This window comes from Haloleucobacter ellipsoideus (assembly GCF_052491725.1).
The window spans coordinates 42,468-58,668 of record NZ_JBQWAR010000011.1 but is presented as its reverse complement, the minus strand read 5'-3'; the positions used below and the strand labels follow the sequence as shown (position 1 = coordinate 58,668).

The following is a 16,201-nucleotide window of genomic DNA, read 5'->3' as shown; positions in this document are numbered from 1 at the left end:
CATCGGTCATCATGCCGCCGCCCTCCACATCAGTTCTTCATAGGCTTGCGCAATGCCGGCCCTCACAGCCAGCGGGTCCTCGCTGGTCAGGAGGCTTTTGCGCCAATTGCGGACGAATTCTTCCGGCGTGCGCTCCCCGGCCGAGGCACAGGCCGCCAGCAGCGCCCACCCCACATGCTTGCGCGCCTGCCGTATGCCCAGCTCCAGCCCGTAAAGAGTGAGCCAGCCTTCATAAAGCTCCAGCAGAACATCCCGCTGCTCGGCAAGGGGCGGATCTGCGGGCGCCTGCCCCTGCGCCAGATGCTGCGCCACCTGCCCCGGAAACCATGGCCGGCCCTGTGCGCCACGGCCGATCATCACCCCCGCGGCGCCGGAAAGGGCCAGCATGCGCGGGGCATCCCCGGCAATGGTGAGGTCACCATTGGCCAGAACAGGAATATGAATGGCCTCCACAACCGAGCGGATGGCCGCCCAATCCGCCTGCCCGGTATAAAACTGGCAGCGGGTGCGGCCATGGATGGAGACGAGGGAAAGCCCGGATTCCTCGGCAATATGCGCAAGCTGCACGGATGTCGGCGTCTCGCCATCCCAGCCCAGACGGGTCTTCACCGTTACCGGCACCTGCACGGCAGCACGCACCGCCTCAATGATCCTGCGCGCCAATGGCAGATCCCGCAGAAGCGCTGCGCCGGCGGCCCCTGTGGTCACCCGTTTGGAGGGGCACCCCATATTGATATCAATGATCTGGGCGCCGGCAGCCTCCGCATGGCGGGCGGCCTCACCCATCCAGTAGGGGGAGTTGCCGGCGATCTGGACAGCATGAAGGGGCACCCCCTCACCGTCTGCCTTCAGCATCATTTCCGGCTTTTCATGAAGAAGAGCCTCGCTGGCGATCATCTCCGAAATCACAAGCCCCGCGCCATAGCGCACCGCCATGCGCCGCACGGGCGCATCTGTAATTCCTGCCATGGGCGCCAGAACGACTGCATTTGGAAGCACATGCGGCCCAATCTGCAGGGGTTTCATGGCTGCTGGATCATTATTCTGCACAGAAAATAGGCTTCTTTGTTTCTGCATTTATTTTAGACGCACTCAAACTCCATGCAAGACAAAACACTTCTGTCCCGCGGAATTTATCCGGCGTGGCGGCGCGGCGAGGCCGCAATGACCGGCCCTGCCATATGGAGAACTCTTGCACGCCCCTTGCCAGTATCAGCACAAAGGGCTTCAAGACAGCGACAGAAGAGGAAGGCTCATGCGCTCCATCGCCATCATTGTCGCTGCCGGTCGCGGCACCCGGGCCGGCGAGGGCCTGCCCAAACAATATCGCCTGCTGCATGGCGAGCCTGTCCTGCGCCGCACCCTGCGTCTTTTTTCAGAAGCGCCGGGCATTGATGGCGTGCTGCCTGTCATACACCCGGATGATGCTGATCTTTTTGCACAAGCTGCGGGCGGACTGCCTAAAATTATGGCACCCATTGCCGGTGGAGAGAGCAGGCAGTCTTCCGTACGCAATGGCCTTGCCGCCCTCAGGGACGCAATGGCGGATATCGTGCTCGTGCATGATGCCGCCCGCCCCTTCGCCACAGGAGAACTGATCGCCCACGCCATTGCGATGGGCCGCTCCCGCGGGGCTGCGGTGCCGGTTCTGCCGGTTACGGACACGATCAAGGCGGTGAATGCAGAGGGGCGGGTTACAAACACCCTTCCGCGCGATACGTTGCGCGCGGTGCAGACGCCGCAGGCTTTCAGCTACAAGGCCCTGCTCGCGGCGCATACCCTTGCCGCCGAAGCCGGCGTTCTGGAACTGACGGATGATGCCTCAGTGATGGAATGGGCCGGGCATGCCGTTTTCACCTTCGCGGGAGAACCCACCAACATGAAGCTGACCTCAGCCGAAGACTTCGCCAGGGCAGAGCGCGATCACGCCCCCTCTTCCCGCCCGCCCCGCTGGAGCGAGCTGAATGACGTGCGCACCGGCACCGGCTTTGATGTCCATGCATTTGCGGAAGGTGACCATGTCATTCTCGGGGGCATTTCCATTCCGCATGATTTTGCCCTCAGCGGCCATTCCGATGCCGATGTCGGCCTCCATGCCCTGACGGATGCCCTGCTTGGGGCGCTGTGCGATGGGGATATCGGGGCGCATTTCCCGCCATCCGATCCCCAATGGAAGGGCGCATCGTCTGATCGCTTCCTCCAGCATGCGGTGGCGAAGGTCCATGCGCTGGGCGGACGGATTGCGCATCTCGATCTGACCCTGATCTGTGAGGCGCCCAAGGTGGGGCCGCATCGCGATGCCATCCGGGCCTCCATCGCGCAGATCACCGGCGTGCCGGTGGCGCGGGTGAGCGTGAAGGCCACGACCTCCGAGAAGCTGGGCTTCACCGGCCGCAGGGAGGGCATTGCCGCCATGGCCAGCGCCACCATCCGCCTGCCCCTCGCGGAGGATGATGCATGATCGAGGCAGATCTGCGCGCGCGCGCCGAAGAGGTTCTGGAGGCCTTCCGGGTTCGGGGCTGGACTCTGGCCACCGCCGAATCCTGCACGGGCGGGCTGGTTGCCGGCGCGCTGACAGCCATTGCCGGCTCTTCCGATGTGGTGGACCGGGGATTTGTCACCTATTCCAATGCCGCCAAGATGGCGATGCTGGGGGTGGAGAGCGCCACTCTGGACGCATATGGCGCCGTAAGCGAGCAGACGGCCCGGCAGATGGCGCAGGGCGCATGCAGGGCGGCGGGTGTCGATGCCGCGGTTTCCATCACCGGCATTGCCGGACCGGGCGGCGGATCGGACCAGAAGCCCGTGGGCCTTGTGCACTTTGCCTGCGCGCGCAGGGATGGAAAAATCATGCACCGGGAAAAGCGGTTTGGCGATATCGGCCGGGATGCCGTGCGCCATGCCTCCGTTCTCGTGGCGCTGGATATGCTGGCGGAAGCGGCATTGGGAGAGATCACCCATGGCTGATGCCGCCCCTGCCATCGTCGCCCCATTGAGGGAGATTGCCCCTCTCCTCCCCGCGCGCGGCGCGTTGCTGGGGCTGGACCCCGGCACCAAGACCATCGGCGTTGCCTGCTGTGACCCGGAGCGGCGCCTCGCCACCACTGTGGAAACAGTGAAACGCACGAAATTCACGGCGGATGCCGAGCGCCTGCTCCTTCTTGCGACGGAGCGCAGGGCCTGCGGCTTCGTTCTGGGCCTGCCACTGAACATGGATGGCACGGAAGGGCCGCGCGCTCAGGCCAGCCGCGCCTTTGCCCGCAATCTTGCCAGACTCACATCGCTGCCCATTGCCCTGTGGGATGAACGCCTCTCCACCGCTGCGGTGGAACGCGCGCTCATTTCAGCAGATGTCAGCCGCGCCAAGCGCGCTGCGGTGGTGGACCAGCATGCCGCCGCCTATATCCTGCAAGGCGCGCTGGACTTTCTGGACCGCCAGATGGAGGGCGGGAACGGCCTGGATTTTCCGGACTGATTCGCCAGCTCTCCCCTCCCCCTGCCTGCCCGTTCAGGGGCAGCGCGCCCAATATCCCTTCTGCCCCGCCCCGGCCTCCACCCAGCAGTTCATGCCCTGTGGCGGCGGCTGGTCAAACAGTTCCGGCGGCGGGGCCACGGGCGCGCGGGCAAATGGTGCAAGCACAGCGCCAAACATCCCGGCGGCGGCATCCGCCAGCCCCTGCCCCACCTGCTCTCCAGCCATAACCCCGGTTCCACTCGGGCAGTTCACACAGGCGCCCACACCATAGGCCCGCGACCAGCCCCGGGCCTCCTCCCGCGCATTCTCTGAAAATGCTGCCGGAACCATGCCCAGCATCACCCCCGCGAAAGCCAATGTCGCCAGTGGTGCTCTCATCGCCTCCTCCAGAACCCTCGGATCAGACCAAAATCCGGCCCTTTCAGCGTGATGCCGAAAACGGGCAGAATATGTGCGCCCTGCCGCGGACATCACCATTCCATGGAAAGCAAGGTTCCACCTGCTTTTGTGGCGAGCGCCCGGTTTGGGCCGGATCAAAATAACCACACCACCGGCCCATACAGCTTGCCGGATCACGACGCGGGCTTTATGCCTGCGGCTTGCCATGCCAGCTGCTCCCGCATTCACATTTTCGGGCCGAGACCTTCTCGGTATCGAAAGCCTCGCCGCCAGTGAAATCACCGGCCTGCTTGACCTTGCCGAAGAGTTCGTGGAACTCAACAGGCAGGTTGAGAAAAAGCGTTCCACTCTGCGTGGCCGCACGCAGATCAACCTGTTCTTCGAGAACTCCACCCGCACGCAATCCTCGTTCGAGATCGCCGGAAAGCGACTCGGTGCGGATGTGATGAACATGTCGGTCGGCTCCTCTTCCGTGAAGAAGGGCGAGACACTGGTGGACACCGCCATCACGCTGAATGCGATGCACCCGGATATTCTGGTCGTGCGCCATCAGTCCTCCGGCGCCGTGGCGCTGCTGGCGCGCAAGGTGGATTGCTGCGTCATCAATGCCGGCGACGGCTCGCACGAGCATCCCACACAGGCGCTGCTGGATGCGCTCACCATTCGCCGCAACAAGGGCCGTCTGGAGGAGCTGACCGTCGCCATTTGCGGCGATGTCCTGCACTCCCGCGTCGCCCGCTCCAACATGCTGCTGCTGGCGAAAATGGGCGCACGGGTGAGGGTCGTCGCGCCCTCCACCCTGCTGCCGGCCGGGATAGACAATTTCGGCGTCGAGGTTTTCCATAATATGGAAGAGGGACTGGCAGGAGCCGACATCGTCATGATGCTGCGCCTTCAGCGTGAGCGCATGAGCGGCTCCTTCATTCCCTCCATCCGCGAATATTTCCACTTCTACGGGCTGGATGAGGCCAAGCTGCGCCATGCCAAGCCTGATGTGCTGGTGATGCACCCCGGCCCCATGAACCGGGGTGTGGAAATCAGTTCCAATGTCGCCGATGGTCCGCGCTCGCTCATTCGCGAGCAGGTGGAAATGGGCGTGGCCGTTCGCATGGCCGTGCTCGACACCCTTGCCCGGAAGTTGCCCAATGCGTAATCCGCGCCCCCTGCTGCTGACCAATGCCCGTGTCATCGACCCTGCCCGCGGGTCGGATTTTCACGGTGATGTCTTTCTGGCCGAAGGTGTTGTGAAGGATGCCGCCACCGGCCTTGCCGCCGCCGGCATTCCCGAGGGTGCCGAGGTGATCGACTGCCGTGGCTGCATTGTCGCGCCCGGCCTTGTCGATATGCGCGCCTTTGTCGGCGAACCGGGCTTCGAGCATCTGGAAACCCTTGCCAGCGCCAGCCATGCGGCGGCTGCGGGCGGGGTCACCACGCTGGTCTGCCAGCCGGATACGGCCCCGGTGGTGGATGAGCCGGCGATGGTGGATTTCATCATGCGCCGGGCCCGCGATACCGCTGTTGTGCGCATCCACCCCATGGCCTCCATCACCAAGGGGCTGAAGGGGGAGGAGATGACAGAGATGGGCCTGCTGAAGGCGGCCGGTGCTGTTGCCTTCACGGATGCCCACCGTTCGGTGATGAATGCCCGGGTGCTGCGCCGCGCCCTTGCCTATGCGCGTGATTTCGACGCCCTCATCGTCCACCATACGGAAGATGTCACGCTCTCCGGCGGAGACATGAACCAGGGCGAGTTTGCCTCGCGCCTTGGCCTGTCCGGCGTGCCGAAATCTGCCGAAACCATTATTCTGGAGCGCGATGTCCGCCTCGTGGGGGATGCGCGCGGCCGCTATCATGCAGCGGCCCTCACCTGTGCCGAGTCCCTTGAGGTGCTCCAGCGGGCCAAGGAAGCCGGCCTGCCGATTACCGCTTCAGCCACCATCAATCATCTCAGCTTCAACGAGCTCGATATTGCCGGCTACCGCAGCTATTTCAAGGTCCGCCCCCCTCTGCGGGCGGATGCGGACCGGCAGGCCCTGATCCAGGCTGTGGCCTCCGGCCTGATTGATGTCGTGGTTTCCGATCACACCCCGCAGGATGTGGAAGGCAAGCGTCTGCCCTTCTCCGAGGCGGAGCATGGGGCTATCGGCATAGAAACCCTGCTTTCCGCCGGTTTGCGGCTTGTGCATGCGGGCGCTCTGGATCTCATCACCCTGCTGCGCGCTCTTTCCACCCGGCCGGCCGAGCTGCTGGGGCTGGATGCCGGCTCCCTGCGTCCCGGGGCACCAGCGGATGTCATCATATTCGATCCGGATCTGCCCTATGTTCTGGATCTGACCACGCTCAAATCCCGCTCACGCAACACCCCCTTCGATGATGCCCGCATGACTGGCCGCGTCTTGCGGACCATCGTTGCAGGTGATGTCGTCTACCATTACGCTTGAGCCTTTCAGGGGGTGAAGGACACTCATGCTTGCTGATCTCTCGCCCTTGCTGATTTGGCCGCTCGCGCTGGTATTCGGCTATCTGCTGGGCTCCATCCCATTCGGCCTGCTTCTGACCCGCTCGGCCGGGACGGCAGATATCCGGGGTATCGGCTCCGGCAATATCGGCGCAACCAATGTGTTGCGCACGGGCCGGAAGGATCTGGCCGCGGCAACCCTGCTGGGCGATGCCCTGAAGGGCACGGTTGCCGTGCTGGTCGCCCTCTCGGTCTTTGGTCAGGCGGGGGGAATAGCCGCCGGGCTTGGCGCCTTTGTCGGGCATATTTTTCCGGTGTGGCTCAATTTCCGGGGCGGGAAAGGTGTCGCCACATTTCTGGGCGTGACACTCGGGCTGGTCTGGCAGGGGGCGGTAGCCTTCGCCATTGCATGGCTTCTCGTGGCCTTCCTCACCCGCTATTCCTCCCTTTCCGCGCTGGTGGCCTCTGTTGTCACGGTCATCATAGTGGGGCTGCGCGGCGAGACGGACATCATGCTGCTCCTGCTGTTCCTCACCGCGCTGCTGTGGGCCAAGCACCACCAGAATATTCGTCGCCTGCTGAATGGCACTGAAGGCAAGATCGGCGCGAAAGGGTGAAGTCATCCACGCCTGAGGGGGCCGAGGTGCAAACCTCCCCGCACATCCTTCTCACCCCGGCCCAGCGCGTGGACTGGCTGCGCCTGATCCGCACGGAGAATGTCGGCCCACGCACATTCCGTGCGCTGATCCATCAATTTGGCAATGCCGCAGCCGCGCTTGAGGCGCTACCGACCCTTTCGCGACGAGGTGGACGACTGCTGCCGCCCCGCAGCCCCACCCGCGCAGAGATTGAAGACGAACTCTCCGCCCTGGAGGCCATGAATGCCTCCCTCGTGGCGCTTGGAGAGGCGGATTATCCCCTGCCGCTGGGCATGCTGGATGATGCCCCGCCCCTGCTGGCCGTGCGTGGCCGCAAGGAGATGCTGCGCGCACCCATGATTGCGCTTGTCGGCTCACGCAACGCCTCGGCCGCGGGTCGCACCATGACAGGCCATCTGGCGCGGGATCTGGGAGCAGCCGGATGGTGTGTTGTCTCCGGCCTTGCGCGCGGGATCGATACCGTTGCGCATGAGGCAAGCCTGTCCTCTGGCACGGTTGGGGTTTTCGCCGGGGGACTGGCCAGACCCTATCCGGCCGAAAATATCCGGCTGATGGAGAAAATTACCCAGTCCGGCGTTCTGGTTTCGGAAATGCCGGTGAAGTGGGAACCGCGTGCACGGGATTTTCCGCGGCGCAACCGGCTCGTATCCGGCATGTCCTACGGGGTGGTTGTCGTGGAGGCCGCCCTGCGCTCCGGCTCACTGATCACGGCGCGGCTGGCTGCGGAACAGGGGCGTGAGGTTTTCGCGGTCCCCGGCTCCCCCCTCGATCCACGCGCAGCCGGAGGAAACCGACTCATCAAGCAGGGCGCAACCCTTGTGTGCGAGGCGCAGGATATTCTCGAAGTGCTGAACCCGATGGTGGACATGCGAGGGTTTTCGCGGTCCGGGAGCCCTGCCCCCATGCCGCGACAGGCGGACATGTTCCTTGCGGAAGAGTCGCATTCCATATCGCCTCCGGGCTCACCGGCGGAGGATGTGCGGGCAAGGGTCAATGCCCTTCTTGGCCCCACGCCCATTGCGATCGATGATCTTGTTCGTCATGCTGAATGCACGGCAGCAGAGGTTCAGGCCCTTCTGCTGGAACTCGATCTTGCCGGGCGACTGGACAGGCCGGGGACCGGACTTGTCGCCCTGGTCTGACCCGGCCTCGTCAGATTGTACTTATCCATGCATGGCAGAGCGCTGTGCCTGCTGAACGGTTTCAGACTCTTTCAAAGACATGTTTCGCGCTTCAAGGCGCGCCATCTCAAGGATATAGGCCAGAGTTGGCAGTCCGTTTTCGCGAGACAGCCGCGCAAGCTCACCGCTGATCGATGCCACATAAGAGGCAAAGGCAGCGGGATCGTCCGAAGGCTGGGGCGTCGGGATTTTTTCCATGGAACGATCCTGTCGGCTACAACTGATGGATAACAAGCTAACTTCTTATAGGTTGTCATTCATTATGAAACATACCAAAGGTTGTATAATCTAGGAACCCCCGCCGGTCCTCCGGTGAGATCTCATTTGACAGGCGCGGCGCGCCTGACCATGTTGCCCCGGCCCTTCGAAACCCAAGCCGGAGCCTTGGCTCACTCCTTTGAAGAGTCTCCATCACCGGAGAACCCCTCGCTGGAAGAGCATGAAGGTCTTGTCGCCGCTGGGCTGACAGGCTGGCGATGGAGCGGGGCGTTCATGAAAACAGACCGTGCCGCGGCAGGGTCTATGAAGAGACAGAGACGCTATGCAGGTCGTCATCGTCGAATCGCCGGCTAAAGCGAAGACGATCAACAAGTATCTGGGTCCGGGCTATGAGGTCATCGCCTCCTATGGCCATGTGCGGGACCTGCCCTCCAAGGATGGATCGGTCGATCCGGACGCGGACTTCCGCATGCTTTGGGAGGTGGACCCCAAGGCGCAGAAGCGTCTCAGCGAAATCGCCAGCGCCGTGAAGGGCTCCGATGGCCTGATCCTCGCCACCGACCCGGATCGCGAGGGTGAGGCGATTTCCTGGCACGTGCTGGAAGTGATGCGTCAGAAAAAGGCGCTCAAGGACCAGAAGGTCTCGCGGGTGGTGTTCAATGCCATCACCAAGCAGGCCGTGCTCGACGCGATGAAGGCCCCGCGCGATATCGACGTCTCGCTGGTGGATGCCTATCTGGCCCGTCGTGCGCTGGACTATCTGGTCGGCTTCAATCTTTCCCCCGTTCTGTGGCGCAAGCTGCCGGGCGCGCGTTCGGCCGGGCGCGTGCAATCCGTGGCGCTGCGTCTGGTCTGTGACCGGGAGAGCGAGATCGAGAACTTCGTTGCGCGCGAATACTGGTCCATTGTCGCCCGGCTGGCGACACCGCGCGCCGAGGAGTTCGAGGCCCGGCTTTCCGGCGCCGATGGCAAGAAGATCACCCGCCTCACCGTGGGCAATGGTGAGGAGGCCGCGGCCTTCCGGGCCGCGCTGGAAAGCGCCAGCTTCCGCGTGCGCGGCATCGAGGCAAAGCCGGTCAAGCGCCATCCGCAACCGCCCTTCACCACCTCCACCCTTCAGCAGGAAGCCAGCCGCAAGCTGGGCCTTGCCCCGGCCCGCACCATGCAGATCGCCCAAAGACTGTATGAGGGCATTGATCTGGGTGGCGAGACTGTCGGCCTCATCACCTATATGCGAACCGATGGCGTCGACATGGCTCCTGAAGCCATCGCCGCCACGCGCGGCGCCATTTCCAAGCAGTTTGGCGAGCGTTATCTGCCGGGCGTGCCGCGCAAATATTCCGTGAAGGCCAAGAATGCGCAGGAAGCGCATGAAGCCATTCGCCCCACGGACCCCAACCGCCATCCGCGTGACATGGCCCGGCATCTGGATGCCGAGCAGGCCCGGCTCTATGAGCTGATCTGGATCCGCACCGTCGCCAGCCAGATGGAATCGGCCCTGCTCGAACGCACCACAGCCGATATCGAGGCAAAGGCCGGCCCCCGCACGCTGGACCTGACCGCCACCGGCACGGTGGTGAAGTTCGACGGCTTCCTCACCCTCTACCGTGAGGGCAAGGATGATGAGGACGAGGACGAGGAAGGCCGCCGCCTGCCCGCCATGAGCCCGAATGAGGCGCTCGACCGTCGCGACATCACCACCACCCAGCACTTCACCGAGCCGCCGCCGCGCTATTCGGAAGCCTCCCTTGTGAAGCGCATGGAAGAGCTGGGTATTGGCCGCCCTTCCACCTATGCCGCCGTTCTCGCCGTTCTGCGCGAGCGCGAATATGTGAAGCTGGAAAAGAAGCGGCTTGTGCCGGAGGACAAGGGCCGGCTCGTCACCGCCTTTCTCTCCAGCTTCTTCAAGCGCTATGTGGAATATGACTTCACGGCAGGGCTTGAGGAAAAGCTGGATGAGGTCTCCGCCGGCGAGATCGACTGGAAGGACGTGCTGCGCGCCTTCTGGGAGGATTTTCACGCCGCCATCGAGGCGACCAAGGAACTGCGCGTTTCCCAGGTTCTGGATGCGCTGGACGAGATGCTCACCGCGCATGTCTTCCCGCCGCGAGAGGATGGAACGGACCCGCGTCTGTGCCCCACCTGTGGCGCTGGCCGCCTGTCCCTGAAGATGGGCAAGTTCGGCGCGTTCATCGGCTGCTCCAACTATCCCGAATGCCGCCACACCCAGCCGCTTTCCGCCAGTGACGATGCTCCGCAGGGTGATGGCAAGCGCGTGCTGGGCACTGATCCGGAGACGGGCGAGGAGGTCACCGTTCGGGTTGGCCGCTTCGGTGCCTATCTCCAGCTGGGAGAGGCGAAGGACAAGGAGAAGCCCAAGCGCTCATCCCTGCCCAAGGGGCTGGCTCCGGCGGATGTGGACCTTGAAACGGCCCTCAAGCTGCTGGCCCTCCCGCGCGAGATCGGCCTGCATCCCGAAGATGGCACACCCATTCTTGCGGGTATCGGGCGCTACGGTCCTTATGTGCAGCACGGGCGCACCTACGCCAATCTTGAGGACGCGGATGACGTTCTCACGCTTGGTCTCAACCGGGCGGTGGTGCTGATTGCCGAGAAGGCCAGCAAGGGCCGCGGCGGACGTGGCGCGGCAGCCCCCGGGCGCACTTTGGGTGATCACCCGGTTCATGGCGGCCCCATCACCGTGCGTGCCGGGCGGTTCGGCCCCTATGTCAACCATGGCAAGGTGAATGCCACCCTGCCCAAGGCGACAGACCCGGAAGCGCTGACGCTGGACGAGGCCGTGCAGCTCATCGACGCCAAGGCCGCGAGTGCGCCGGCAAAGGCGCGCAAGGCTCCGGCCAAGAGCACGGCCAAGGCCAAGGCAAGCACCAAGGCCGCGGCGGAGGATGGCGAGAGCGCGCCCAAAAAGGCCCCGGCCAAGAAAACGGCCACCAAAACCACAACCAAGACGGCCGCGACCAAAAAGACCACCGCCTCCGCGGAAAAGAAGGCTCCGGCAAAAAAGGCCGCCACGAAGAAGGCCGCGCCCCCGGAGTCGTGACGGTCTGAAGCCATCTGTAAAATGATGAAACACGCAGCCCATGAAAGGCCGCGTGTTTCATCAATCCTTCGTGGACAGGGCGTATCAGCCCTCAGGAGCATGCCTCATCCCGCTTCGGGAAGAGCTCCAATGTCGTGCATTTCTCCACGCTCTTATTCACACGGCCTGAAGGCTCACCATGAAAATCTCTCTCGGTGCTCTTGGGGCCATCGCCCTTCTCGTTGGCCTTTCATCTGCCGCGCAGGCGCAGGGGCATTCCTGCATGCTGGATACAAGAAAGGCTCTGGAGGCAACGATTGCGGGCCTGCCCATGAGCAAGGAAATCCTTGAATCCATGAAGGGTGAGCCAGAGCAGACCTGCTATGAATATGGCGGCGCCCTGAGCACAGAAGATCTCAAGGACGCGCTGGAAAGCTGCCAGACCATATCCGGCACGCGCGTCGCCAAATGCTCGCCCGATTACAAGGCCGCGTGCCAGGGCATCTATGGCAAGCCTGTCAATATTTACTATTATGGTGCCTCCGCCAGCACGTTCGGCACCCATAAGGCGGCCTGCCTGAACCCTCCCGCAAATGACGGTGAAGGCGAGGCCACGCCCGGCAAGTGGATTGAAAAATAGGCATTCTTGGATTGCTGGCCGGTAGCGCGGCACGGGGCCACATGACAGGGTCTCCGGGCGGCCCCGGCAAGGCCGGAAACATTCCAACCTGTTGTAATTCTGAATATATTTCCCCATTCGCGGTAATTTTTACCGGGAATGGGGCTCGCCTCCACCCCATACACGTTATATGAAGGGCATCTCTCATGCCGGGCTGGCCCCTATTGCGCCAGCCTTAGCGATTCGAGTGTGCCATGACCTTATCTTCGTCCGACCGTTCCACCCGCTCCGGCGTTTCCCCTACGCTTGATCTGGTTCACCGCCCCCGCCGCAACCGCAAGAATGACTGGGCGCGACGGCTGGTGCGCGAGAACACGCTGACGGTGGATGACCTGATCTGGCCCGTCTTCGTGATGGAAGGCGAAAAGACCCGGACCGAGATCCCCTCCATGCCGGGCGTCGAGCGCCACACGGTGGATGAGCTGGTGCGCTCGGCGGAGCAGGCCGCAAAGCTGGGCATTCCGGCCCTTGCCCTTTTCCCCTATGTGGACCCGAACCTGCGGGACCCTGACGGTTCTGAAGCCCTCAAATCGAACAATCTCATCTGCCGCGCCCTGCGCGCCATAAAGGCGGAAGTGCCGGATATCGGCCTGATCACCGATGTCGCCCTCGATCCCTATACCAGCCATGGCCATGATGGTCTGCTGGAGGACGGGCGCATCCTGAATGATGAAACGGTGGATGTTCTGGTGCGGCAGGCGCTGGTTCAGGCCGAGGCGGGTGCCGATGTCATCGCCCCCTCGGACATGATGGATGGCCGCGTGGGCGCAATCCGTGCCGGGCTGGACGATGCCGGCTTCCAGGATGTGCAGATCATGTCCTACGCCGCGAAATATGCCTCGGCCTTCTATGGCCCCTTCCGCGATGCCATCGGCACGGCCAAGACCCTTTCCGGCGACAAGCGCACCTATCAGATGGACCCGGCCAATGGCCTTGAGGCCCTGCGTGAAGCCGAGCTGGATGTGAATGAAGGCGCGGACATGCTGATGGTGAAGCCCGGCCTGCCCTATCTGGATATTGTCTGGCGCCTGAAGGAGACCTTCGGCCTGCCCACTTTCGCCTATCAGGTCTCCGGCGAATACGCGATGATCGAGGGTGCGGCCCGCAATGGCTGGGTGGATGGCGAGCGGCTGATGCTGGAAAGCCTCACGGCCTTCAAGCGTGCGGGCGCCGATGGCATCCTCACCTATTTCGCCCCCCGCGTGGCGGCACTTCTCAACTCCGGCCGCTGAACCTCTCGCGCCCTCCGACGACAAGGATCGATCATGACCCAAGCCGCCAAAGGCGAGCTGCCATTGACCCTTGCGGATGTGGAGGGCGCGCGAGCCCTGCTGGAAGGGGCCATTCTGCGCACCCCGACCCTGCCCGCCCCGCGCCTCTCGGCGCTGACGGGCGCGAATATCTGGGTGAAATATGAGAATTTCCAGGTCACCGCCTCCTTCAAGGAGCGCGGCGCCCTGGCCAAGCTCGCACGCCTGACCCCGGAGGAAAGAAAGCGTGGCGTTGTCGCCATGTCTGCCGGCAACCATGCGCAGGCTGTAGCCTATCATGGCCGCCGCCTCGGCATTTCCACTCTCATCGTCATGCCTGTCACCACCCCTCAGGTGAAGGTGATGGCGACAGAGGCCCATGGGGCCAAGGTGGTGCTGTATGGCGATACTGTCGCGGATGCCTTTCTGGAGGCCGAACGGATCACCCATCTTGAAGGCCGCGTCTTCGTTCACCCCTATGATGACCCGGATGTGATTGCGGGACAGGGTTCCATTGCCCTTGAGATGATCGAGGACGGCCCGCAGTTCGATCAGGTTGTGGTGCAGATTGGCGGTGGCGGCCTCATCTCCGGCATGGCTCTGGCGTTTGCCGGGCTTTCTCCCCGAACCGAGGTGATCGGGGCCGAGGCCGAACTTTATCCTTCCATGTGGAATGCCCTCAACAATGTCGCCCGCCCCAGTGGCGGGCCAACTCTGGCAGAGGGAATTGCCGTTTCCACAGCAGGTGGCCTGACAGCACAAATCGTCCGCAAGCTGGTTCCCAGCATCATGCTGGCGAGTGAAACCGCGCTGGAGCGCAGCGTGAATGCCCTGCTGATGCACCAGAAGACGCTGGCCGAAGGGGCCGGTGCTGCGGGTCTTGCTGTCATTCTTGCCCATCCCGAGCATTTTCGCGGGAAAACGGTTGGGCTGGTGGTCTCCGGCGGAAATATCGACGAGCGCGTTCTGGCTGGTATCCTGTTGCGGGAGCTGGAGCGGGAATCACGCATCGTCTCCTTCCGATTCACCATTCTGGACCGGCCTGGCATGCTCGGCCGCATCTCCACCGTGTTGGGTCAGCTGGGGGGCAACATTCTGGATGTCCATCACAGCCGCACCTTCCTGGATGTGCCGGCGAAGGGCGCAAGGCTGGACCTGACCGTGGAAACCCGGGACCGTATTCATGCCGATACGATTCTGGCGGCGCTAAAGGATCTGGGCCTTGAAGTGGAGCGGTTGAACGAGGCCGGGCTGGACTGGTAAAATCATCGGCATCTGAGCCCCCGGGCGGGAACCCGCCCTTGCGTCACGCGTTGCAACACCTACTTTCATGATGGGGCAAAGGAGGATTGAGCGTGACCTATGATGCCAATGGAGCATCCCGCGAACGGCCATACGGCAGCTATCCGGATGGCGTGCGCCCGCATGCCTATGACCCGCTCACCCAGCCCGAATATTTCGAGGGCGTGCTTTCCCGCCGCATCATGGCCTTCCTTGTGGATGCGCTGATGATCATTGGCCCGATCATTCTGCTGGCCATTTTCATCTTCATTTTCGGCATCGTCACGCTCAGCTTCGGATGGATGCTGTTTCCGCTGCTGGGGCCGGCTTTCGTGGTCTGGGCCATTCTTTATTATGCCATCACCCTCGGCTCCCCCGCCTCGGCGACCCTTGGCATGCGCCTGATGGATATCGAGTTGCGCACCTGGTATGGCGCGCCTTGCTACAGCGTGCTGGGGGCGGTGCATGCGGTGTGTTTCTGGGTTTCGGTGAGCGCGCTCACCCCCCTCATCCTTCTGGTCGCCCTGTTCAATGATCGCCGCCGCCTCGCCCATGATTTCCTGCTGGGCACGGTCATGGTCAATACTGAAAGCCGGGCCGCCATGTTGCGCCGGCCCTGAGCCACGGTGAACAGAAGGGCGTATCCGCGCGCCCCTGATGATGACCTCCAAGGGAGACGAGGACAGGAACAAGGTGAGTGAGCACCCCCGCGATACGCCGCAATTCTATCTGACGGCGCCTTCCCCCTGCCCCTATTTGCCCGGGCGGGAAGAGCGGAAGGTTTTCACCCATCTGGTGGGGGAAAAAGCGCGTGCCCTGAATGATGTGCTCAGCGAGGGCGGGTTTCGTCGCAGCCAGTCCATTGCCTATCGCCCGGCTTGTGAGGGCTGCAAGGCGTGCATCTCCGTGCGCATTTGTGTCGATGATTTTCGCGAGGGGCGAAGCTTCAGGCGTGTCCTCTCGGCCAATGCCGATCTGCTGGGAAGCTTCCGCCCGCCCACCCCGACATCAGAGCAATATGCCCTGTTCCAGTCCTATATCAGCAGCCGGCATGGCTCGGGCGGCATGGTCGACATGAGCGCGCTTGATTATGCGATGATGGTTGAGGACACCCACGTCAAAACCTATCTGGTGGAGTATCGCAAGCGCGTTCCTCCGGGCGCGGAGCCGGGGCAGCTTCGCGCACGCGGAGACCTGTTTGCCGTGGCGCTGACGGATATTCTCAGCGATGGCCTTTCCATGGTCTATTCCTTCTTCAACCCTAACATTCCGCATCGCTCCCTTGGCACGCATATCATTCTGGATCACATCGCCAAGGCCCGCTCCATGCAGTTGCCCTATGTGTATCTGGGCTATTGGGTGAAGGGTTCACGGAAGATGGATTACAAGCAGCGCTTCATGCCACAGGAACGCCTCTCCCCCCAGGGCTGGGAGCGCGTGGATAGCGCCAGTTGAAATTTGCTGTTTCAAAGCATTTTTCTGCCCTGAATGCTTGAACTCAACTTCCTGTCCATGCCCTATGGGTCCAACCGGCCGTCTGCACCTGCAATCGGTCACGCT

16 protein-coding genes are annotated in these 16,201 nt (G+C 63.0%); 13 read left to right on the top strand and 3 right to left on the bottom strand.

Features of this window, described 5'->3' with window-relative positions; translation table 11 throughout:
* Window positions 1-9: 9 nt before the first annotated feature.
* Window positions 10-1,077: a tRNA dihydrouridine synthase DusB gene (dusB, locus tag ACT6QG_RS01470; RefSeq protein ID WP_444975826.1), complete on the bottom strand. Its 1,068-nt coding sequence runs from the start codon at window positions 1,075-1,077 to the stop codon at window positions 10-12.
* 178 nt (window positions 1,078-1,255) lie between these two features.
* On the opposite strand from dusB, the gene ACT6QG_RS01465 reads away from it, so the two are divergent.
* Genes ACT6QG_RS01465 through ruvX form a run of 3 tightly spaced genes read left to right on the top strand, consistent with a single transcriptional unit; the run spans window position 1,256 to window position 3,475 of the window.
* Entirely contained in the window at window positions 1,256-2,461 is a 1,206-nt protein-coding gene (locus tag ACT6QG_RS01465; RefSeq protein ID WP_444975825.1) for a bifunctional 2-C-methyl-D-erythritol 4-phosphate cytidylyltransferase/2-C-methyl-D-erythritol 2,4-cyclodiphosphate synthase, read from the top strand.
* Window positions 2,458-2,967 carry a CinA family protein gene (locus ACT6QG_RS01460; protein WP_444975824.1) on the top strand — a complete coding sequence of 170 codons (510 nt, stop codon included), beginning with the start codon at window positions 2,458-2,460 and terminating at the stop codon, window positions 2,965-2,967. The genes ACT6QG_RS01465 and ACT6QG_RS01460 overlap by 4 nt, the downstream gene beginning before the upstream one ends.
* Entirely contained in the window at window positions 2,960-3,475 is a 516-nt protein-coding gene (ruvX, locus tag ACT6QG_RS01455) for a Holliday junction resolvase RuvX (RefSeq protein ID WP_444975823.1), read from the top strand. Before ACT6QG_RS01460 ends, ruvX begins: the two co-directional genes overlap by 8 nt.
* 33 nt (window positions 3,476-3,508) lie before the next feature.
* Here ruvX and ACT6QG_RS01450 read toward each other — a convergent pair whose 3' ends face one another.
* Window positions 3,509-3,853: a hypothetical protein gene (locus tag ACT6QG_RS01450; protein WP_444975822.1), complete on the bottom strand. Its 345-nt coding sequence runs from the start codon at window positions 3,851-3,853 to the stop codon at window positions 3,509-3,511.
* Window positions 3,854-4,079: 226 nt separating this feature from the next.
* Between ACT6QG_RS01450 and ACT6QG_RS01445 the strand changes: the two genes are divergently transcribed.
* Genes ACT6QG_RS01445 through dprA form a run of 4 tightly spaced genes read left to right on the top strand, consistent with a single transcriptional unit; the run spans window position 4,080 to window position 8,133 of the window.
* Window positions 4,080-5,027, top strand: coding sequence for an aspartate carbamoyltransferase catalytic subunit (locus tag ACT6QG_RS01445; RefSeq protein ID WP_444975821.1), 948 nt, complete (start codon window positions 4,080-4,082; stop codon window positions 5,025-5,027).
* Complete coding sequence (locus ACT6QG_RS01440; RefSeq protein ID WP_444975820.1) at window positions 5,020-6,315, top strand: dihydroorotase; 1,296 nt, start codon at window positions 5,020-5,022, stop codon at window positions 6,313-6,315. Before ACT6QG_RS01445 ends, ACT6QG_RS01440 begins: the two co-directional genes overlap by 8 nt.
* A 25-nt stretch (window positions 6,316-6,340) precedes the next feature.
* The gene (plsY, locus tag ACT6QG_RS01435) at window positions 6,341-6,949 is read left to right on the top strand and encodes a glycerol-3-phosphate 1-O-acyltransferase PlsY (RefSeq protein WP_444975819.1); all 609 of its coding nucleotides are present in this window, start codon (window positions 6,341-6,343) and stop codon (window positions 6,947-6,949) included.
* Between the two features lie 26 nt (window positions 6,950-6,975).
* Entirely contained in the window at window positions 6,976-8,133 is a 1,158-nt protein-coding gene (gene dprA, locus ACT6QG_RS01430; protein WP_444975818.1) for a DNA-processing protein DprA, read from the top strand.
* Window positions 8,134-8,154: 21 nt separating this feature from the next.
* Here dprA and ACT6QG_RS01425 read toward each other — a convergent pair whose 3' ends face one another.
* Complete coding sequence (locus ACT6QG_RS01425) at window positions 8,155-8,370, bottom strand: hypothetical protein (RefSeq protein ID WP_444975817.1); 216 nt, start codon at window positions 8,368-8,370, stop codon at window positions 8,155-8,157.
* A gap of 343 nt (window positions 8,371-8,713) precedes the next feature.
* Here ACT6QG_RS01425 and topA point away from each other — a divergent pair, with 343 nt between their 5' ends.
* The 6 genes from topA (at window position 8,714) to ACT6QG_RS01395 (ending at window position 16,096) form a co-directional block, all read left to right on the top strand.
* Complete coding sequence (gene topA, locus ACT6QG_RS01420; protein WP_444975816.1) at window positions 8,714-11,452, top strand: type I DNA topoisomerase; 2,739 nt, start codon at window positions 8,714-8,716, stop codon at window positions 11,450-11,452.
* 178 nt (window positions 11,453-11,630) lie between these two features.
* The gene (locus tag ACT6QG_RS01415) at window positions 11,631-12,071 is read left to right on the top strand and encodes a hypothetical protein (RefSeq protein WP_444975815.1); all 441 of its coding nucleotides are present in this window, start codon (window positions 11,631-11,633) and stop codon (window positions 12,069-12,071) included.
* Between the two features lie 233 nt (window positions 12,072-12,304).
* Window positions 12,305-13,342, top strand: a complete 1,038-nt coding sequence (hemB, locus tag ACT6QG_RS01410) for a porphobilinogen synthase (protein ID WP_444975814.1) — start codon at window positions 12,305-12,307, stop codon at window positions 13,340-13,342.
* Between the two features lie 33 nt (window positions 13,343-13,375).
* Window positions 13,376-14,623, top strand: coding sequence for a threonine ammonia-lyase (locus tag ACT6QG_RS01405; RefSeq protein WP_444975813.1), 1,248 nt, complete (start codon window positions 13,376-13,378; stop codon window positions 14,621-14,623).
* Between the two features lie 92 nt (window positions 14,624-14,715).
* Window positions 14,716-15,261: an RDD family protein gene (locus ACT6QG_RS01400; RefSeq protein WP_444975812.1), complete on the top strand. Its 546-nt coding sequence runs from the start codon at window positions 14,716-14,718 to the stop codon at window positions 15,259-15,261.
* Window positions 15,262-15,334: 73 nt separating this feature from the next.
* Window positions 15,335-16,096 carry an arginyltransferase gene (locus ACT6QG_RS01395; protein ID WP_444975880.1) on the top strand — a complete coding sequence of 254 codons (762 nt, stop codon included), beginning with the start codon at window positions 15,335-15,337 and terminating at the stop codon, window positions 16,094-16,096.
* Window positions 16,097-16,201: the final 105 nt, after the last annotated feature.